Raw genomic sequence first — 18,334 nt, 5'->3', positions numbered from 1 at the left:
GTGCCTTGACCCGGCGCCACCGTCCGCGTGCTGGCTTCGGATCGGGGTGGCGGGGGAGGCCTGGGTGGGGTGCCGGTTTGGGCGTCCGCGTGCCGTTCCGGTTGGTGAGGCAGGCTGCAAAAAAGCAGTCCCGACCTCGCGAAGGACGCCAGGCCGGGACTTCGTCAGCCTTGGATCAGCGCGAGCGGCGGGAGCCCGCTCGGGTTCCCGAGGAGAAGGCGGCCGCGCCGCCGGTGGCCGAGCCCGCGCGGCGGTTGCCCGCCGCCGGGGCGCCCGAGCGTCGGGCACCACCGGAAGCGGTCGTGCCGTCGGAACGGCTCGAAGCGGTCGTCCCGCCTGCGGAACCCCCGCCGCCGGCACGACCGGCAGTCGCGCCCGAGCGGCGCGAGCCACCCGAAGCGCCTGACCGCTGGGACCCGCCCGAGCCACCCGACCTCCGGGACCCGCCCGAGGCTGCCCCTTCCGAACGGCGCGAACCGGACCCGGCCGAACGCTGCTCCTGGGCCGCCGCGCGTGAACGCTGCCCGCCCCGGTTCTCCTTCGGCGCCGCCGAGCGGCGGCCGCGGCCGGCGGCCGGGGCCGCGCCTGTCGCCGATACCTTCTTGGGCCGGTTGTCCACCGCCGGGGCCTTCGAGAACGTCCTCTCGCCCGGGGCCAGCTCCGCCAGCAGCGGGTGACCCGGGCCGAGCTGGGTCGTCGTCGGCTTGATGCCCGCCTTGCGCGTCAGGTCCCGGACGTCGCGGACCTGCGCGTCTGTCATCAGCGTCACCACCGTGCCCGACGCCCCCGCTCGGGCCGTGCGGCCCGACCTGTGCAGGTACGCCTTGTGCTCCACCGGCGGGTCCGCGTGGATGACCAGGCGGACGTCGTCGACGTGGATGCCTCGCGCCGCGATGTCCGTCGCCACCAGGGTGCGGGCCGTGCCCGACGAGAACGCCTCGAGGTTGCGGGTGCGGGCGTTCTGGCCCAGGTTGCCGTGCAGCTCCACCGCCGGGACACCCGATGCGTTCAGCTTCCGCGTCAGCGCCTTCGCGCGGCTCTTCGTCCGCGTGAACACCAGCGTGCGCCCGGGCGCCGCCGTCAGGTCGACCAGCACCGGCAGCCGGTGGGTCTCCTCCAGGTGCAGGACGTGGTGCTCCATCGTCGCCACCGGCGACTGCGCCGAGTCGACGCTGTGCAGCACCGGGTCGTCCATGAAGCGCTTGACCAGCACGTCCACGCCGTTGTCCAGCGTCGCCGAGAACAGCAGCCGCTGGCCGCGGGACGGCGTGGCGTCCATGATCCGGCGGACCTCGGGGAGGAAGCCCAGGTCGGCCATGTGGTCGGCCTCGTCCAGCACGGTGATCTCGATGGCGTCGAGCTTCACGTGCCCGGAGCGCATGTGGTCGGCGAGCCGGCCGGGGCAGGCGACGACGATGTCGACGCCGTCACGCAGCCGGGTGATCTGGGGATTGGCCGAAACCCCGCCGAAGATGGTCGTCGTGCGCAGGCCCAGCGGCTTGGCCAGGGGCAGGATCGACGCCTCGATCTGCGTCGCGAGCTCGCGCGTCGGCGCCAGGATCAGCGCGCGGGGACGGCCCGGCTTGCGCCGCGTCGGGCCCGCGGCGAGGCGGGCCAGGACGGGCAGCACGAAGCCGTACGTCTTGCCGGAACCGGTCCGGCCGCGGCCGAGGACGTCCCGGCCGGCGAGGGTGTGCGGCAGGGTCGCCGCCTGGATGGGGAACGGCTCGGTGACGCCCTGGGTGGCCAGTGCGGCCACGAGCGGGGTCGGCAAGCCGAGTTCAGCGAAAGTGCTCATAAGTGCATGCGGGCACGCGAATGCCCTGGTCTCCGTAACCTGAGAAGGGTTGTCCTGCCCGGCGCAGACCGTGATGGCGGCCGCGGCGCGTGGTAGTCGACAACAACAGCGGGCCGAGGCAGAACTGAGCGGCCCGCATGATCAGTGTACCAACGAGCGTGACCTATCCCCAGTGAGATTGCCCGCACTCGCGCGGCCTTGCTAAGTTACCGGTCGGTAATCGAGGAGGACCACCATGCTGCTGAACCCGCGCGAGTACGACCCGGCGCACTTCGACGCCGAGACGCGGCGCCTGCTGCGCGCCACCATCGACTGGTTCGAGCAGCGCGGCAAGGCGAAGCTGACCGAGGACTACCACAACCGCACCTTCTACGCGGACTTCATCGAGTTCGCGGGCAAGGAAGGCCTGTTCTCGACCTTCCTCACGCCGTCCGCCGACGCCGGCGGCCACCCCGACAAGCGCTGGGACACCGCCCGCGTCGCCGCGCTGTCGGAGATTCTCGGCTTCTACGGCCTCAACTACTGGTACCCGTGGCAGGTGACCATCCTCGGCCTCGGCCCGGTCTGGCAGAGCGCCAACGCGGCCGCGCGCGAGCGGGCGGCGGCCGCCCTCGACGCCGGCGGCGTCGGCGCGTTCGGACTGTCCGAAAAGGACCACGGCGCCGACATCTACTCCTCGGACCTGGTGCTGACCAAGGACGGCGACGGCTACCGCGCCACCGGCTCCAAGTACTACATCGGCAACGGCAACTGCGCCCGCACGGTGTCGGTCTTCGGCCGCATCGACGGCGTCGAAGGCCCGGACCAGTACGTCTTCTTCTACGCCGACTCCGAGCACCCGAACTACCACGTCGTGAAGAACGTGGTGCCGTCGCAGATGTACGTCGCCGAATTCCGGCTCGAGGACTACCCGGTGCGCGCTGAGGACATCCTGCACGTCGGCGCCGAAGCCTTCAGCGCCGCGCTGAACACCGTCAACATCGGCAAGTTCAACCTCTGCTTCGGCGGCATCGGCATGGCGACGCACTCGCTGTACGAAGCCATCACGCACGCCCACAACCGCGTCCTCTACGGCAAGCCCGTCACCGACTTCCCGCACGTCCGCCGCGAGTTCGTCGAGGCCTACGCGCGGCTGACGGCGATGAAGCTGTTCTCCGACCGCGCCGTCGACTACTTCCGCAGCGCGAACCCCGACGACCGCCGCTACCTGCTGTTCAACCCGATCACCAAGATGAAGGTGACCACCGAGGCGCAGAAGGTGATCGGCCTGGTCGCCGACGTCGTGGCGGCCAAGGGCTTCGAAGCCGACACCTACCTGGCGATGTCCAAGAACGACATCGACGGCCTGCCGAAGCTCGAGGGCACGGTGGCCGTCAACCTGGCGCTGATCGCGAAGTTCATGCCGAACTACCTCTTCGCGCCGCAGGAGTACCCGCCGGTGCCGACCCGCACCGACGCCGCGGACGACGAGTTCCTCTTCCGCCAGGGCCCGGCGCGCGGCCTGTCGAAGGTCCGGTTCCACGACTGGAAGACCGCCTACGCCGAAGCCGCGCACATCCCGAACGTCGCGCTGTTCACCGAGCAGGCGGGCTACCTCGTCAAGCTGCTCACCGAGGCGGCGCCGGACGAGGCGCAGCAGGCCGACCTCGACTTCGGGCTCGCGCTGACCGAGCTGTTCACGCTGATCGTCTACGGCCAGCTCGTCTTGGAGCAGGCCCGCATCACCGGCCTGGACGACGAGGTCGCCGACCAGATCTTCGCGGTGCTGGTGCAGGACTTCAGCGTCGCGGCGGTGGACCTGCACGGCAAGGCGAGCTCGACCGACGCCCAGCAGGCGATCGCCCTGGCGGCGCTGCGCAAGCCGGTGGTGGACGCCGCGCGGTTCGAGAACGTCTGGGCGCGGGTGCGGGAGCTCTCCGGGGTCTACGCTATGCAGCCGTGATGGCGCGGAAGTACCGGATGGGCGTGACGCGGAAGGCCGCGAACGTCGTCGTGCGGGCGTTGCTGGAGCGCGGGATCCCGGTCGCGGGCGGCACCGGGTTCCTGCTGACCACGCGGGGCCGCAAGAGCGGCGCCGACCGGACCACACCGGTCAACGTGATCGAGGTCGGCGGCGAGCGGTGGCTCGTTGCGCCGTACGGGCCGGTCGGCTGGGTGCACAACCTGCGCGCCGACCCCACCGCCCGGCTGCGGCGCGGGCGCCGGCGCGAGACCTGGGAGGTCGAGGAGGCCGACGCCGCCGCGGCGGGCCCGGTGCTGCGCGCGTACGTCCGCAAGATCCCGGTGACCGCGCCGTTCTTCGACGCGAAGCTGACCGGCCCGCCCGAGGCGTTCGCCGCGGAAGCCGATCGACACCCGGTGTTCCGGTTGGCAAGATCACCGGCGTGAACCGAGAGCGGGCGGCGGAACTGATCTGGGACGCGTGGCTGACCGGCAAGAGGCTGGAGGGCCTCCCGGACGACGCCTGCCCGCGCGACCACGCCGACGGCATGGCGGCACAGGCGGCGCTCGCCGAGCGGGCCGGGCCGGTGTCGGGCTGGAAGATCGGCGCGACGACCGTGTACGCCCGGCAGTACCTCGGCGTCCCCGGGCCGCTGCCGGGCGCGATGTTCGAGCGGTTCCACCACGTCGAGGGGTCCCCGGTCCCGGCCGACACGATGACGATGGGCGTCGCCGAACCCGAGTTCGCGTTCCGGCTCAAGGCGGACCCGGGGCTGTCGCCGTCGTTGTCCGGGGTGCTCGACGCGGTCGACACGATGTTCCTGGCGATCGAGCTGCCGGACAGCCGCTACACCGACCACCGCCACGCGGGCGGCCCGCAACTGCTGGCCGACGCGGCGTGCTCGGGCCGGTTCGTCGAAGGCCGCCCGGTGCCGGGCTGGCGCGACGCCGACCTGCCCCGCAGCCAGGTGGTCCTCCACGCCGACGGCGAGGAGTTCTCCCGCGGCAGCGGCAGCCTGGTCCTCGGCGACCCGCGCCTGGCGCTGCACTGGCTGGCGATGGAGCTGCCCCGCCACGGCCGCGCGTTGCGCCCGGGCGACATCGTGACGACGGGAACGGCGACGCCGCCGTGCCCGATCCGCGCGGGCGGCCACGTGGTGGCGGACTTCGGCGCGCTCGGCAGTGTGGAAGCGAGATTCGCCTCGCTAGAGTGATCGGGTGCTGACTTTCCGCGCGGGGTTCGTCGTGCTGGCGCTGGTCGTGGCGGCGCTCGACGCGGGCTTCTGGTGGTTCGCCGGCGCCCACCACCAGACCACGGCGCGGATCGGCTTCCTGGTGGCGTTCGTGCTGCTGCTGGCGGCCCTGACGGCGACGGCGGGCCTGGTGCGCTGGGAGGTCGCGACCCCCTTGGCAGCGGCCTCGACCTCGGGCTTGTTCTTCGTCGGCGCGGCGGCGATCTTCAGCGTCGGCCTGGGGTTCCTGCTGACGGCGGTGGTGGAGGCGGCCCTGGTGCGGCGGCTGGTTTCGGACGCCTCGCCGACGGGCTGGCGCGGCGGGACCTGGCTGATCAGCCTGGCGGCGGCCGTGGTGCCGGCGTTCTTGTTCGCGGTCGGCCTGTTCGCACTGCGCTGAACACCGAAAAGGCGGGCCACCCGGAGGTGACCCGCCTTCAACCGGAGACCTACTTGCCGAACCCGGCCCGCCGGAGCGCGTCGGCCATCGAACCGCCGGCGTTGCCGCCGCGGTCCCGGCCACCGCCGCCACCCTGACCACGCCGGTCGCCGCCACCGCCGCCGCGGCGCTGGCCCTGGCCGCCCTGGCCGCGGTCCCGGCGCTCGCCACCGCCACCGCCGCCGCGCGACGACCCGGCCCCCGGCTCGTCGTCCAGCCGCAGCGTCAGCGAGATCCGCTTCCGCGGCACGTCGACGTCCAGGACCTTCACCTTCACGATGTCCCCGGGCTTCACGACCTCCCTCGGGTCCTTCACGAAGTTCTTCGACAGCGCCGAAACGTGCGCCAGGCCGTCCTGGTGCACGCCCACGTCGATGAACGCCCCGAACGCCGCCACGTTCGTCACCACGCCCTCCAGGCGCATCCCCGGCTTCAGGTCCGAGATCTTGTCCACGCCGTCGGCGAACGTCGCCGTCTTGAAGGCCGGGCGGGGGTCGCGGCCCGGCTTGTCGAGCTCCGAGAGGATGTCCGTCACCGTCGGGAGACCGAACTGCTCGTCCACGAACTCGGCCGGGCGCAGCGACGACAGCGTCCGCGTGTTGCCGATCAGGGAGCGGATGTCGGTGCCGGTCTTGGACAGGATGCGCCGGACCACCGGGTACGCCTCCGGGTGGACCGCCGACGAGTCGAGCGGGTCGTCGCCGTCCGGGATGCGGAGGAAGCCCGCGCACTGCTCGAACGCCTTGGGGCCGAGGCGCGCGACCTCCTTCAGCGCCGTGCGGGAGCGGAACGGGCCGTTCGTGTCGCGGTGGGCCACGATGTTCTCCGCCAGGCCCGTCGTGATGCCCGAGACCCGGGTCAGCAGCGGCGCCGACGCCGTGTTGACGTCCACGCCGACCGCGTTCACGCAGTCCTCGACCACCGCGTCCAGCGAGCGCGACAGCGACACCTCGGACAGGTCGTGCTGGTACTGCCCGACGCCGATCGACTTCGGGTCGATCTTCACCAGCTCGGCCAGGGGGTCCTGCAGCCGCCGGGCGATCGAGACCGCGCCGCGCAGCGAGACGTCCATGTTCGGCAGTTCCTGCGAAGCGAACGCCGACGCCGAGTACACCGACGCGCCCGCCTCGGACACGACCGCCTTCGTCAGCTTCAGCTCCGGGTGCTTCTTGATCAGCTCCTGCGCGAGCTTGTCCGTCTCGCGCGAGGCCGTCCCGTTGCCGATGGAGATCAGGTCGACTTTGTGCCGCGCGGCCAGCGCCGCCAGCTCGGCGATCGACTGGTCCCACTTGTTCGCCGGCTGGTGCGGGTAGATCACGTGGGTGTCGACGACCTTGCCGGTCGCGTCCACGACGGCCACCTTGACGCCGGTCCGGAAGCCCGGGTCGAGGCCCATGGTGGCGCGGGTGCCGGCCGGCGCGGCCAGCAGGAGGTCGCGCAGGTTGGCCGCGAAGACGCGCACGGCGTCGTCCTCGGCCGCCTGGCGCAGCCGCATCCGCAGGTCGATGCCCAGGTGCAGGAGGATCTTGGTGCGCCACGCCCAGCGGACGGTGTCGCCGAGCCACTTGTCGGCCGGCCGCCCCTGCTGGGTGATGCCGAACTTCGCCGCGATGCGCTGCTCGTACTCGGTCGGGCCGACCTGCGGCTCGTCCGACGGCTCGTCCGGCGCCATGGTGAGGTCGAGGACCTCCTCCTTCTCGCCGCGCAGCATCGCGAGGATCCGGTGCGAGGGGAGCTTGGTGTAGGGCTCGGAGAAGTCGAAGTAGTCGGAGAACTTCGCCCCTTCCTCCTCCTTGCCGGACCGCACCTTGGCGACCAGGTGGCCCTGGCCCCACATCTTCTCCCGCAGGTCACCGATGAGGTCGGCGTCCTCGGCGAAGCGCTCGACGAGGATCGCGCGGGCGCCGTCGAGGGCGGCCTGCGCGTCCGCGACGCCCTTGTCCGCGTCGACGAACACCGCGGCGGCCGCCTGCGGGTCGGTCGTCGGGTCGTTCAGCAGGCCGTCGGCCAGCGGCTCCAGACCGGCTTCGCGCGCGATCATGGCCTTCGTGCGGCGCTTCGGCTTGTACGGGAGGTAGATGTCCTCCAGCCGCGACTTGGTGTCCGCGGCGAGGATCGACGCCTCGAGGGCCTCGTCGAGCTTGCCCTGGCTCCGGATGGACTCGAGCACGGCGAGCCGGCGCTCGTCGAGTTCCCGCAGGTAGCGCAGCCGCTCTTCGAGCGTGCGCAGCTGCGCGTCGTCGAGCATGCCGGTGACTTCCTTGCGGTAGCGGGCGATGAACGGCACGGTCGACCCGCCGTCGAGGAGCTCGACGGCCGCCTTGACCTGTCCTTCGCGCACGCCCAGTTCTTCGGCGATCTTCTGCTCGACCGACACGCTCACTGCAACACGCTCCCGATTGACCTGGATCCGATCGTCACATTCTGCCGTTTCGGGCGCCCCGACTTTCGGATGGGGTTCCTTGACAATCAGATTGGTCTAGTCCACTTTGTGGTGACCTGCCTCACCAGTGTCACGGAGGTCTCCCGTGGTCCCCAAGGTTCGCTTCGCTCTGCTTTCCTTACTATCCGTGGTGACGCTGTCCCTCGGCGTCACTTTCGTGCTCGCCGGCAGCGCCTCGGCGGCGAACATCCTGGCCAACCCCGGCTTCGAAGCCGGCACGGCGAGCTGGAGCTGCACCGGCGCGTCGGCCGCGGTGAGCTCGCCGGTGCACGGCGGCAGCCGCGCCCTGAACGCGACGCCGTCGTCGTCGGACAACGCCCAGTGCTCCCAGACGCTCACCGTCTCGGCGAACACGGCGTACAAGCTGTCCGCGTGGGTCCAGGGCAGCTACGTCTACCTGGGCGTCTCCGGCTCGGCGACGACCAGCACGTGGACACCCGGCACCAGCGGCTACCAGCAGCTGTCGCTGAGCTTCACGACCGGCGCGAGCACGTCGCTGACGGTGTACCTGCACGGCTGGTACGGCCAGCCGGCGTACTACGCCGACGACGTCAGCCTCGACGGCCCCGGCACCCCGCCGACGACGACGCCGACGACCCCGACGACGCCCACCACCCCGACCACCCCGACGACGCCCACCACGCCGCCGACGACCACGACCACGACGCCGCCGACGCAGGGTGACCTGCCGAAGCACGTCCTGACGGGGTACTGGCAGAACTTCTACAACGGCGCCAAGGCGCTGAAGCTCGCCGACGTCCCGACGAAGTACAACATCATCGCGGTGTCCTTCGCGGACGCGACCGGCACGCCCGGAGCGGTGAGCTTCACGCTCGACTCCGGGCTGTCTTCGCAGCTCGGCGGCTACACGGACGCCCAGTTCAAGGCCGACGTCAAGACGGTACAGGCCCGCGGCCAGAAGGTGATCATCTCGGTCGGCGGCCAGAACGGCACGATCAGCGTGGCCGACTCGAACTCGGCGAACAACTTCGCGAACAGCATCAAGTCCCTGATCGCGAACTACGGTTTCGACGGCGTCGACATCGACCTCGAGAACGGCATCAACGCCACGTACATGGGCCAGGCGCTGCGGAGCATCTACAACGGCGGCGGCAAGGTCATCACGATGGCGCCGCAGACGATCGACATGCAGTCCACGGCGGGCGGCTACTTCCAGCTGGCGCTGAACATCAAGGACATCCTGACGATCGTCAACATGCAGTACTACAACTCCGGTTCGATGCTGGGCTGCAACGGCAACGTCTACTCGCAGGGCACGGTCGACTTCCTGACGGCGCTGGCCTGCATCCAGCTCCAGGGCGGCCTGCGTGCGGACCAGGTCGGCCTCGGCCTCCCGGCCTCCCCCCAGGCGGCGGGCGGCGGCTACCAGGCCCCGGCCAACACGGTGTCGGCGCTGAACTGCCTGGCCCGCGGCACGTCCTGCGGCAGCTTCAAGCCGCCGGCGACGTACCCGTCGATCCGCGGCGCGATGACGTGGTCGATCAACTGGGACGCGTCGCAGGGGTACGCGTTCGCCAACACGGTGTCGGCGGGCCTCGCGGGCCTGCCCTGACCGTGCGCTGAGTGGCCCTCCCGGCGGCGCGGTCCGGGAGGGCCGTTCAGCGGGGCGTCAACGGCAGCCGCAGGGCGGCCGGCGCCTCCGGCGGGACCACCGGACGTCGAGGCGGCACCGCGGCCACCCGCCGGTACGGCGAGCCGAGGGAAGGCCGCGGATCCTCGTCCCCGTGGTTCGGCCAGAACGCCATCGCCCGCTCGGCCTGGGCCGTGATCGTCAGCGACGGGTTCACGCCCAGGTTGGCCGAGATCGCCGAGCCGTCGACCACGTGCAGGCCCGGGTGGCCGTACAGCCGCTGGTACGGGTCCACCACCCCCGACGAAGGCGAGTCGCCGATGGTGCAGCCGCCGATGAAGTGGCCCGTGATCGGGATGTTCGCCAGGTCGGTCCACGCGCCTTGCGGCAGGCCGCCGATCTTCGCCGCCACCCGGCGCGTCACCTCGTGGCCCGCCGGGATCCAGTCCGGTGACGGCGCTCCGGACCCCTGGCGAGTCGTCATGCGCCGGCCGAACAGCCCGCGTTTCGTGTACGTCGTCACCGAATTGTCCAGGGTCTGCATCACCAGCAGCCCGATCATCCGCTCCGACCAGTGCCGCGGGCTGTGGATGCGCAGCAGGTCGCGCCGGGATCGCCACAGTTCGCGCACACCCAGCGCCCAGCGACGGCGGCCCGGCGAGCCGTCCACCAGGACCGTCGCCAGCAGGCCCATCAGGTTGCTGCCGCGCCCGTACCGCACCGGCTCCACGTGCGTCACGTCGTCCGGGTGGATCGACGACGTGATCGCGACACCCCGCGAGTAGTCCGTGTCCGCGCGCAGCGACCGGGCCGCCAGCACCGCCTCCGAGTTCGTGCGGGCCAGGAGCCCGAGCCGCGGGGAGACGAGCGGCAGGGTTCCGGTGTCCCGCATCCGGTGCAGCAGCCGCTGGGTCCCCAACGCCGCGGCCGAGAACACCACCTGCGTCGCGGTGAAGGTCCGGCGGGAGAAACCGCCGGTCCGGCGCGTGTCCACCGCGTACCCGCCGTCGATCGGCCGGACCGTCACCGCCGTCGTCAAGGGGTGGACCACGGCGCCCGCCCGCTCGGCCAGGTACAGGTAGTTCTTCACGGTCGTGTTCTTCGCCCCGACCCGGCACCCGGTCATGCACTCGCCGCACAGCGTGCAGGACGACCGCGCCGGACCGGCGCCGCCGAAGAACGGGTCCACCCCGGACTGTCCGAAGTAGACGCCGACCGGGGTGCGGCGGTACGTGTGGCCGATGCCCATGTCGTCGGCGACGTCCTTGAGCACCCGGTCCGCGGCCGTCGTCGCCGGGTTCTCGACCACGCCGAGCATCCGCTTCGCCTGGTCGTAGTACGGCGCCAGCTCGGCCTTCCAGTCGGTGATGTGCGCCCACTGCGGGTCTTCGTAGAAGCCGTCCGGGGGCTCGTACAACGTGTTCGCGTACACCAGCGAACCCCCGCCGACGCCGGAGCCGCTCATCACGAACGTGTTCTTCAGCAGCGTCAGCCGCTGGATGCCGAAGCAGCCCAGCGCGGGTGCCCACAGGTACTTGCGCACCCGCCAGGACGTCTTCGCGAACTCGTCGTCGGCGAACCGGCGGCCGGTCTCCAGCACGCCGACGCGGTAGCCCTTCTCGGTCAGCCGCAGCGCCGTGACGCTGCCGCCGAAGCCCGAACCGATCACCAGGACGTCGTAGTCCATCAGCCCGCCACCCGGTAGTCGGCGACGTCGAAGCGCCGCGTCCGGCGGTCGTACTCGGTGACCAGGCCGGGCCAGTTGGTCGTCACCCGGCCGTCCGCCTGCCGGTACCAGCTCGTGCAGGCGCTCCACACGCTGTGGCCCAGGCGCTGCTGCACCTCGCGGTCGTACCGGTCTTCGACCTCCGGCCGCACGTCCAAATAGGACACGCCGGGCCGCGTGAGCCGTTCCACCGCCTGGCGGATGTAGCGGGCCTGCCGCTCGATCATGTAGATGATGGACCCGGCGCCGAGGTTCGTGTTGGGCCCGTAGACGCAGAAGAAGTTGGGGAAGCCGGGCACGGTCATGCCCAGGTACGCCCGCGCGCCGCCGGACCACTCGTCGGCCAGGGACCGCCCGCCGAGGCCGCGCACCTCCATCCGGCCGAGGAACTGCGTCGCGGCGAAGCCGGTGCCGTAGACCAGGACGTCCGCCTCGATTTCGGTACCGTCCTCGACGCGCACGCCCTTCTCGGTGATCTCGGTGATCCGCCGCGTCTCGACGTCGACGTCCGGCTGGGCGAGCGCGGGCAGGTAGTCGTTGGTGAAGAGGATCCGCTTGCAGCCCAGCGGGTACGCCGGCTTGAGCTTGGCCCGCAGTTCCGGGTCCTTGATGTGGCGGCGCCGCAGCTGCGCGGTCCGCAGCTCGAACATCTTCGCCAGCACCGGGTGGCGCGTCATCGCGTACGTGGCGTACTCGGCGAGCAGGAAGATCCGCAGCCGGCCGAGCAGCTGGGTCGGCGGCAGGTGCTCGAACAGCCAGTGCTGCCACCGCCGGTAGCTCGGATCGGACTTCGCCATGACGTACGGCGGCGTGCGCTGGAAGACCGTGACGTGCTGCGCGCGTTTCCGCAGCTCGGGCACGAACTGCACGGCGCTGGCCCCGGTCCCGATGACGGCGACGCGCTTGCCGGTCAGGTCGACGCCGTGGTCCCACCGCGCGGAGTGGAAGGCGTCCCCGGCGAAGCTTTCCCGGTTCGGGATGTCCGGCAGCACCGGCCGTGACAGCTGCCCGACGGCGGGCACGAAGACGTTCGCCTCGAAGATCTCGCCGGCGCCGGTTTCGACGCGCCAGAGCCCGCGGTCTTCGTCGAACGCGGCCGAGGTGACCTCGCGGTGGTACCTAATGTGCGGTTCCAGGCCGTACTTCGCGATGACGCGCCGCAGGTAGGCGAGGATGTCGGGCTGGTGCGAGAAGCGCTTCGGCCACCGCGGGTTGGGCTCGAAGGAGAAGGAGTACAACGGCGACGGGATGTCGCACGCGGCGCCCGGGTAGGTGTTGTCCCGCCAGACGCCGCCGGGCTCGGCCGCGCTCTCGAGGATCGTGAAGTCGGTGAACCCCGCCCGCTTGAGCTCGATCGCCGTCCCGATGCCGCCGAACCCGGTGCCCGCGATCAGCACCGACGGCCCCTTCGCCGAACCAGTCATGCCCGAAAAGCTACGGACTCCGCGCCTGTGACAACAGGCCACGAACGGTCACTCAATCGAGATTTCCGGCCAGCCTCACTCCGGCGGGTGGACGCGCACCTCGTGCGTCTCGGCCCCCGCTTCCGCCCACTTCACCAGCTCGCCCGCCGACTTCTCCAACGCCGTGAGGTCCCGCTCCGGCAGCTTCTCGAACGGCGACAGCTCGATCGCCGCCGTCTTCTTCGATGCCTTGATCTCCCAGAAGCCGCACACCTGGCCGCCGACCAGCAAGGTGCCCTTGACCAGGCCGTTCTGCGAGATCACGCGCTTGCGGTAGGCGTCCGAGATGACCCGCGTCCGGTCCGCGTACGACAGGATCGTCTGGTCGAACGGCCCCAGCAGCCGCGGCGGCGCCGAGACGTCTTCGGCCGGCACCGTCAGCTCCGGCAGGTCCAGCAGCTCGCGGCCGTCCGGGTCGCGGTAGCGGCGCAGGTCCATCGCGGCCGCCACCTCGCCCAGACGGGTGATTCCCGCCCACGTCTGGACGTCCGCCACCGTGGCCGGGCCGAACGCGCGCAGGTACCGCGAGATCAGCGAAGCCGGGTCCGGAGCGGGGAGTGCAGCGCCGACCCACTCGTCCAGGCACGCGTACGTCGTCTGCCCGGCTTTGCCCCAGATCGCCCGCGGCGGCGTCTGCACCAGTGGCAGCCGGCCGCGGGCCAGGTGTGTCAGGGACGACGGCGGGGCGTCCCAGGTGCGGGCCAGCTCGGCGCCCAGCGCGTTGCCCGGCATCGGGCCGCCGAGGAGCAGCTTCCGCGCCGCTTCGGCGACGAGCTCGTGGTCGAGCCCGGCCAACGCGGCCGCGTGCAGCGTGTTCTGCTTGAGGTCGCGGTCGTAGATGCCCTGGACGACCGGCCGCCACGCCAGCGCATCCGCCGCCGTCACCAGGTGGACCGTGCCGCGCATCAGCGCGATCCGCACCACGCGCCGGCTCTCGAGCAGCTCCACCAGCTCCGCCGGCCGGAACCCCTCCAGCCGCGACCACAGGCCGAAGTACGGCGGGAACGGCGCCTGCGCCTGAAGCCCGGCCAGGTGCTCGACCGCGGCGAAGGCGGACATCTGCGCCCGGCTCAGCAGCAGCTGGCGCTCGAGCGTGGCGCGGTTCAGGGCTCGTCGGCTCAAGGTCTGCACGTCGTCACCCTAACGATCACCCCGGACAGTTCCGGTCCTCGATTGGACACCTTCTCCCGGCTTGATCCAGAATTCCGGCCATGGCCGAGCTCGCCGCGCCCGCCGTCGGGGACTGGGACTTCCCCCGCGGCACCGCGAGCATCGAGCTGATGACGCGGTTCGCCGCCGAGCGCGGTCTGCCGCCCGGACGGCTCCTGGCCGCCACCACGCTGACGCCGGAGCTGCTCGCCGATCCGGCCGTCCAGGTCGACGCGCGTCAGGAGCTGGCCGTCGTCCGCGCGCTGGCCGCCCTGGACGGATCCGACGCGACCGCGCTGGCGCTGGGGCGCCGCTACCGCGTCACCACCTTCGGCATCTTCGGGTTCGCCTGCATCAGCAGCCCGACGCTGCGCGACGCGATGCTGTTCGCCCTCCGCTACTTCGACCTGAGCTTCGCCTTCTGCATCCCGCACGTCGTCCTCGGCGCCGACCGGCTGACCCTGGAGCTCGACGACAGCCGCGTGCCCGCCGACGTCGCCCGCTTCCTCGTCCTGCGCGACCTGGCCGCGATCTTCGCCGTCATGCGCGACCTGCTGCCCGAGATCGCCCTCGACGAGCTGACGTTCCGGCACGAAAGCCCCACGCCGGAGCCGTACCTGGCCGCGTTCGGCATCCGGCCGCGCTTCGGCGCCGACGCCTGCCGGGCGACCCTCGACCCCGCGCTGCTGAGCCGGCCGCTGCCGCAGGCCAACGACCAGACCGTCGCCCTGTGCGCCGCGCAGTGCGAAGCGCTCGTCACGCGGCGGCGGCAGCGCTCGGGCATCTCGCAGCAGGTGCGCGAGCGGCTGGTCCGGCTCGGCGGCGTCGACGCGGGGATGGACGAGATCGCCCGGCAGCTGACGCTCAGCACGCGCACCCTGCGCCGCCGCCTGACCGAGGCCGGCACGAGCTATCGCGCGCTGGTCGACGAGGTCCGCCAGACGCTCGCCGAAGAGCTCCTCGACACCGGCGTGCTGTCGGTCGAGGACGTCGCCTACCGGCTCGGGTACGCGGAGGCGTCGAGCTTCATCCACGCATTCAAGCGCTGGACCGGGCTGACGCCGGCGGCGTTCGCCCGTCGCTTCCGCGCCGCTCGGCGAGAACCGCCGGGTAGGTGAGCTTCAGCAGGTTGAGCAGCGAATCGGTGAGGAAGGTGCGCAGGGCCGCGCGGTCGAGCGTGCCGCGGATCAGCCACTCCCGCGACGCCGCGCGCAGCATCCCGCCGAACGACCGGATCATCGCCCGGAGTTCTTCGCGGCCCTCGGTCACGCCGGTCATCAGCGCGGCTTCCAGGACGCGGTCGGCGGCGATCTCGTCGGCCTCCAGCATGATCCGCTCGATCTCGGGGTCGCGCCCGGCCGCCTCCGGTCCGATCACGGTCAGCCAGGCGTCGCGGTTGCGGTCCACGACCTCGATCCAGCGTTCGACGCCGATCGCCAGCCGCTGCTCCATCGTGGTGTCCGGCAGCGCTTCGGTGACCGGCGCCGGCACGATCATCAGCTGCCGCACCACTTCCAGGTACAGCTCGCGCTTCCCGCCGAAGTAGTGGTTGATCAAGGGGCGCGCCACCCCGGCGGCCGCGGCGATGTCCGAAGTGGACACCGAGGCGTAGCTGCCCGCGCCGAACAGGTGCCGGGCGGCGGCGAGGATCTCCGCACGCCGTTCGGCCGGTTCGAGCCGGCGGCGCCGCGGCCGGGTCCCACTGGTCATCCGCTCAGCCTCGCGGGGGATCGGCACGCTGTCAACAAGTAGTTGACTCGTCGTCAAGAGAGTGACTCCGGTGGCGGGCAAGCGGTGTTTCGCGCCAACCTTTGTCGTTACGCAACCGGAACAACCGGCCGGTAACTTCCCGGCACCCGGATGCGACGAGACGGCAGGGGGCCCGGACCGGGGGTAGGAGCAGATGAACGAAGAAGGCGCGCCGATCCGGCCGGCGGGACGCTGGGTGAGCGTCCGCCTGCAGCATCGCCACGTCAGCTTCGACGAAGGGTTCGAAGCGGACGAGCCGCTTCCGGACGGCGACTGCGCGGACGAGGCTTCGCTGTCGTACTCGGGAATCGTGATTTCCAGTTACGACCGGGGCGAGAAGGTCTCCGAGCGCTGGATCCCGCTGGGCGTCGACCCGTCCGAAGCGGACGACGAGCGGTTGATCGGCCAGCTGCGAGAGGCGTTGCTGTGGCAGGCGGGCCGTCCCCCGCAGACCGCGGAGGACTGACCCGTCGTGAGTGCCAAGGCGGGTTCTGACCCGCTTTACCACTCACGAGCCGGTGCGCAGGCCCTCGAAGGCCACCTTGCACACCGCGTCCGCCACTTCGGCCGCCGAGGAGCCGCGCCGCGGCTTGTACCACTCGATCAGCGAGTTCACCATGCCGAACACCAACCGCGCGGTCACCGCCGGGTCCACGTCCGGGCGGACGTCGCCCTCCGCTTCGGCCTGCTTCACCAGGTCCGTCACCAGCCGGTCGAACTCACGCCGCCGCGCCAGCGCCGCCCGCTCCACCTTCGTGTTGCCCCGCACGCGCAACAGCAGCGTCACGAACGGCAGCCGGTCCGCCAGCACCAGGACGCTGCCGCGCACCAGGTGCTCCAGCCGGTCGATCGCGCGCCCGTCCAGCTGGGCCGTCTCGGAAGCCACCTCGAACAGCCCGTCCAGCGCCCGGTCCACCGCCAGCCGCAGCAGCTCCTCCTTGCTGGGCACGTGGTGGTAGATCGCCGACTTCGTGATGCCGAGCTTGCGGGACAGGTCCTCCATGCTCGTGCCGTCGTAGCCGCGCTCGTTGAACAGCTTCACCGCCACCTGCAGCAACGACTCCAGGTCGTAGCCGGGCCGTCCGCGCCGCGGCGTCGTCACGGCTTGTCCCGCTGGTCGACGATCCGCCGCATCTTGCCCATCGACCGCTCCAGCGTGTCCGGGTCGACGACGTCCACCGACACCGTCACCCCGACACCGTCCTTGACCCCCGACACCAGCGACGCGGCCGCCGCTTCCCGCACGGCGGAAGGAGCGTCGTGCCGGGCCTCCACCCGCACGGTCAGGTGGTCGAGCCGGCCGCGGGTGGACCGGACGAGCTGGAAGTGCGGGCTCAACCCGTCCGTGCGCAGCACGATCTCCTCGATCTGCGTCGGGAAGACGTTGACCCCGCGCAGGATGATCAGGTCGTCGGTCCGGCCGGTCACCTTGGCCATCCGCCGGAACGCCGGCCGCGCGGTGCCCGGGCTCAGTTCGGTCAGGTCCCGGGTGCGGTAGCGGATGATCGGCAGCGCCTGCTTGGTCAGCGACGTGAACACCAGCTCACCGGTCTCCCCGCCGCCGAGGACGTCCTCGGAGTACGGGTCGATCACCTCGGGGTAGAAGTGGTCCTCCCAGATGTGCAGGCCGTCCTTCGTCTCGACGCACTCCTGAGCGACGCCCGGGCCCATCACCTCGGACAGCCCGTAGATGTCGACGGCGTCGAGCGCGAACCGCTCCTCGATCTCCGCGCGCATCCGCTCGGTCCACGGCTCGGCGCCGAAGATGCCCACCTTCAGGGAGGAAGCCCGCGGGTCGACGCCTTGGCGCTCGAACTCGTCGAGCAGCGTCAGCATGTACGACGGCGTCACCATGATGACCTCGGGCCGGAAGTCGGTGATCAGCTGCACCTGCCGCGCGGTCATCCCGCCCGACGCCGGAATCACCGTGCAGCCCAGCTTCTCCGCGCCGTAGTGCGCGCCGAGCCCGCCGGTGAACAGGCCGTAGCCGTAGGCGACGTGCACCTTGTGCCCCGGCCGCCCGCCCGCGGCGTGGATCGAGCGGGCCATCACCGTCGCCCACGTGTCGATGTCCCGCTCGGTGTACCCGACGACGGTGGCCTTGCCGGTCGTGCCGCTGGAGGCGTGGATGCGGCGGACCTGGTCCTGCGGCACGGCGAACATCCCGAACGGGTAGTTCTCGCGCAGGTCCTGCTTGGTGGTGAACGGGAACTTCGCCAGGTCGGCGAGCTCCTTGCAGTCGTCCGGGTGGACGCCGGCCGCGTCGAACTTGCGCGTGTACGCCGGAACGTTCGCGTAGGCGTGCCGGAGTGTCCACTGCAGACGTTCCAGCTGGAGGGCGGCCAGCTCGTCCGCGCTGATGTCCGTCTCGATCATGCACTGTCCCGTTTCGCGGAGAGGACGCGGCTGCGGCCGCGGAATTCGGCGACGACCTCGGGCCCGGCGGGGGTCTCCCGGTGGACCGTGACGTCGTAGAGGCCGTTGCGGCCGTAGCGGGTGCGCTCGGTGGCCGTGGCGACGAGGTGGTCGCCGAGCCGGCCGGCCGCGACGAAGGAGATGTCGGCGCCCGCGGCGACCGTCGCGGGGCCGTGGCTGTTGCAGGCGAGCGCGAAGGCCGTGTCGGCCAGCAGGAAGACGTACCCGCCGTGGGCGATGTCGTGGCCGTTGACCATCTCGCGCGTGATCGTCATGGTCGCCACGGCGCGGCCGCCGCCCGCTTCGACGAGTTCGATGCCCAGCGCGCGCGAGGCCTCGTCGGCGGCGAACATGGTGTGCGCGGCGTTGGTCATCTGCCCTCCGTCCC

Annotated in this window: 16 protein-coding genes; 7 read left to right on the top strand and 9 right to left on the bottom strand. The window is 71.4% G+C overall.

Annotated features, from left to right (window positions below; genetic code table 11):
• Positions 1–175: 175 nt before the first annotated feature.
• The gene (locus H5965_RS45655) at positions 176–1,798 is read right to left on the bottom strand and encodes a DEAD/DEAH box helicase (protein ID WP_310977576.1); all 1,623 of its coding nucleotides are present in this window, start codon (positions 1,796–1,798) and stop codon (positions 176–178) included.
• A 235-nt stretch (positions 1,799–2,033) separates the two neighbouring features.
• Here H5965_RS45655 and H5965_RS45650 point away from each other — a divergent pair, with 235 nt between their 5' ends.
• Genes H5965_RS45650 through H5965_RS45635 form a run of 4 tightly spaced genes read left to right on the top strand, consistent with a single transcriptional unit; the run spans position 2,034 to position 5,371 of the window.
• The gene (locus H5965_RS45650; RefSeq protein WP_310977575.1) at positions 2,034–3,740 is read left to right on the top strand and encodes an acyl-CoA dehydrogenase; all 1,707 of its coding nucleotides are present in this window, start codon (positions 2,034–2,036) and stop codon (positions 3,738–3,740) included.
• On the top strand, positions 3,740–4,186 hold the full coding sequence (locus tag H5965_RS45645; protein WP_310977574.1) for a nitroreductase family deazaflavin-dependent oxidoreductase: 447 nt from the start codon (positions 3,740–3,742) through the stop codon (positions 4,184–4,186). Before H5965_RS45650 ends, H5965_RS45645 begins: the two co-directional genes overlap by 1 nt.
• A complete protein-coding gene (locus H5965_RS45640) occupies positions 4,183–4,953 on the top strand; it encodes a fumarylacetoacetate hydrolase family protein (RefSeq protein WP_310977573.1) in 771 nt (256 codons plus the stop codon). The genes H5965_RS45645 and H5965_RS45640 overlap by 4 nt, the downstream gene beginning before the upstream one ends.
• 4 nt (positions 4,954–4,957) lie before the next feature.
• Entirely contained in the window at positions 4,958–5,371 is a 414-nt protein-coding gene (locus H5965_RS45635; protein ID WP_310977572.1) for a hypothetical protein, read from the top strand.
• A 49-nt stretch (positions 5,372–5,420) separates the two neighbouring features.
• Here the strand turns inward: H5965_RS45635 and H5965_RS45630 are convergent, their stop codons facing one another.
• Entirely contained in the window at positions 5,421–7,793 is a 2,373-nt protein-coding gene (locus H5965_RS45630) for a Tex family protein (RefSeq protein ID WP_310977571.1), read from the bottom strand.
• 145 nt (positions 7,794–7,938) lie between these two features.
• Between H5965_RS45630 and H5965_RS45625 the strand changes: the two genes are divergently transcribed.
• Complete coding sequence (locus H5965_RS45625) at positions 7,939–9,426, top strand: glycosyl hydrolase family 18 protein (RefSeq protein WP_310977570.1); 1,488 nt, start codon at positions 7,939–7,941, stop codon at positions 9,424–9,426.
• A 46-nt stretch (positions 9,427–9,472) separates the two neighbouring features.
• Here H5965_RS45625 and H5965_RS45620 read toward each other — a convergent pair whose 3' ends face one another.
• The 3 genes from H5965_RS45620 to H5965_RS45610 form a co-directional block, all read right to left on the bottom strand.
• A complete protein-coding gene (locus tag H5965_RS45620; RefSeq protein ID WP_310977569.1) occupies positions 9,473–11,131 on the bottom strand; it encodes a GMC family oxidoreductase in 1,659 nt (552 codons plus the stop codon).
• On the bottom strand, positions 11,131–12,594 hold the full coding sequence (locus H5965_RS45615) for an NAD(P)/FAD-dependent oxidoreductase (RefSeq protein ID WP_310977568.1): 1,464 nt from the start codon (positions 12,592–12,594) through the stop codon (positions 11,131–11,133). The genes H5965_RS45620 and H5965_RS45615 overlap by 1 nt, the downstream gene beginning before the upstream one ends.
• A gap of 75 nt (positions 12,595–12,669) precedes the next feature.
• The gene (locus tag H5965_RS45610) at positions 12,670–13,764 is read right to left on the bottom strand and encodes a winged helix DNA-binding domain-containing protein (RefSeq protein WP_310977567.1); all 1,095 of its coding nucleotides are present in this window, start codon (positions 13,762–13,764) and stop codon (positions 12,670–12,672) included.
• An 80-nt stretch (positions 13,765–13,844) separates the two neighbouring features.
• Here H5965_RS45610 and H5965_RS45605 point away from each other — a divergent pair, with 80 nt between their 5' ends.
• Positions 13,845–14,900, top strand: a complete 1,056-nt coding sequence (locus H5965_RS45605) for an AraC family transcriptional regulator (RefSeq protein ID WP_310977566.1) — start codon at positions 13,845–13,847, stop codon at positions 14,898–14,900.
• On the opposite strand, the gene H5965_RS45600 is transcribed toward H5965_RS45605, so the two are convergent.
• The gene (locus tag H5965_RS45600; RefSeq protein ID WP_310977565.1) at positions 14,821–15,492 is read right to left on the bottom strand and encodes a helix-turn-helix domain-containing protein; all 672 of its coding nucleotides are present in this window, start codon (positions 15,490–15,492) and stop codon (positions 14,821–14,823) included. The two genes, H5965_RS45605 and H5965_RS45600, sit on opposite strands and share 80 nt — an antisense overlap.
• 193 nt (positions 15,493–15,685) lie before the next feature.
• Between H5965_RS45600 and H5965_RS45595 the strand changes: the two genes are divergently transcribed.
• On the top strand, positions 15,686–15,997 hold the full coding sequence (locus H5965_RS45595) for a hypothetical protein (protein ID WP_310977564.1): 312 nt from the start codon (positions 15,686–15,688) through the stop codon (positions 15,995–15,997).
• A gap of 42 nt (positions 15,998–16,039) precedes the next feature.
• Here H5965_RS45595 and H5965_RS45590 read toward each other — a convergent pair whose 3' ends face one another.
• From H5965_RS45590 to paaI, 3 genes are read right to left on the bottom strand one after another with little or no spacing between them, the layout of a single operon-like run.
• On the bottom strand, positions 16,040–16,633 hold the full coding sequence (locus tag H5965_RS45590; protein ID WP_310977563.1) for a TetR/AcrR family transcriptional regulator: 594 nt from the start codon (positions 16,631–16,633) through the stop codon (positions 16,040–16,042).
• Complete coding sequence (paaK, locus tag H5965_RS45585; RefSeq protein WP_310977562.1) at positions 16,630–17,907, bottom strand: phenylacetate--CoA ligase PaaK; 1,278 nt, start codon at positions 17,905–17,907, stop codon at positions 16,630–16,632. The genes H5965_RS45590 and paaK overlap by 4 nt, the downstream gene beginning before the upstream one ends.
• Complete coding sequence (gene paaI, locus H5965_RS45580; RefSeq protein WP_310977561.1) at positions 17,904–18,320, bottom strand: hydroxyphenylacetyl-CoA thioesterase PaaI; 417 nt, start codon at positions 18,318–18,320, stop codon at positions 17,904–17,906. Before paaI ends, paaK begins: the two co-directional genes overlap by 4 nt.
• Between the last annotated feature and the right edge of the window lie 14 nt (positions 18,321–18,334).

It is taken from the genome of Amycolatopsis sp. 505 (assembly GCF_031625235.1).
In the GTDB taxonomy this organism is placed as follows: Bacteria; Actinomycetota; Actinomycetes; order Mycobacteriales; family Pseudonocardiaceae; genus Amycolatopsis.
The sequence above is the reverse complement of the archived record's forward strand: the minus strand, read 5'-3'. Positions and strand labels throughout refer to the sequence as shown.

Excerpts from the sequence above, each read along its gene's own strand:
- H5965_RS45655 (WP_310977576.1), bottom strand. The coding sequence starts at position 1,798 with ATGAGCACTTTCGCTGAACTCGGCTTGCCGACCCCGCTCGTGGCCGCA.
- H5965_RS45650 (WP_310977575.1), top strand. The coding sequence starts at position 2,034 with ATGCTGCTGAACCCGCGCGAGTACGACCCGGCGCACTTCGACGCCGAG.
- H5965_RS45645 (WP_310977574.1), top strand. The coding sequence starts at position 3,740 with ATGGCGCGGAAGTACCGGATGGGCGTGACGCGGAAGGCCGCGAACGTC.
- H5965_RS45620 (WP_310977569.1), bottom strand. The coding sequence starts at position 11,131 with ATGGACTACGACGTCCTGGTGATCGGTTCGGGCTTCGGCGGCAGCGTC.
- H5965_RS45615 (WP_310977568.1), bottom strand. The coding sequence starts at position 12,594 with ATGACTGGTTCGGCGAAGGGGCCGTCGGTGCTGATCGCGGGCACCGGG.
- H5965_RS45605 (WP_310977566.1), top strand. The coding sequence starts at position 13,845 with ATGGCCGAGCTCGCCGCGCCCGCCGTCGGGGACTGGGACTTCCCCCGC.
- H5965_RS45600 (WP_310977565.1), bottom strand. The coding sequence starts at position 15,492 with ATGACCAGTGGGACCCGGCCGCGGCGCCGCCGGCTCGAACCGGCCGAA.
- H5965_RS45595 (WP_310977564.1), top strand. The coding sequence starts at position 15,686 with ATGAACGAAGAAGGCGCGCCGATCCGGCCGGCGGGACGCTGGGTGAGC.
- paaK (WP_310977562.1), bottom strand. The coding sequence starts at position 17,907 with ATGATCGAGACGGACATCAGCGCGGACGAGCTGGCCGCCCTCCAGCTG.
- paaI (WP_310977561.1), bottom strand. The coding sequence starts at position 18,320 with ATGACCAACGCCGCGCACACCATGTTCGCCGCCGACGAGGCCTCGCGC.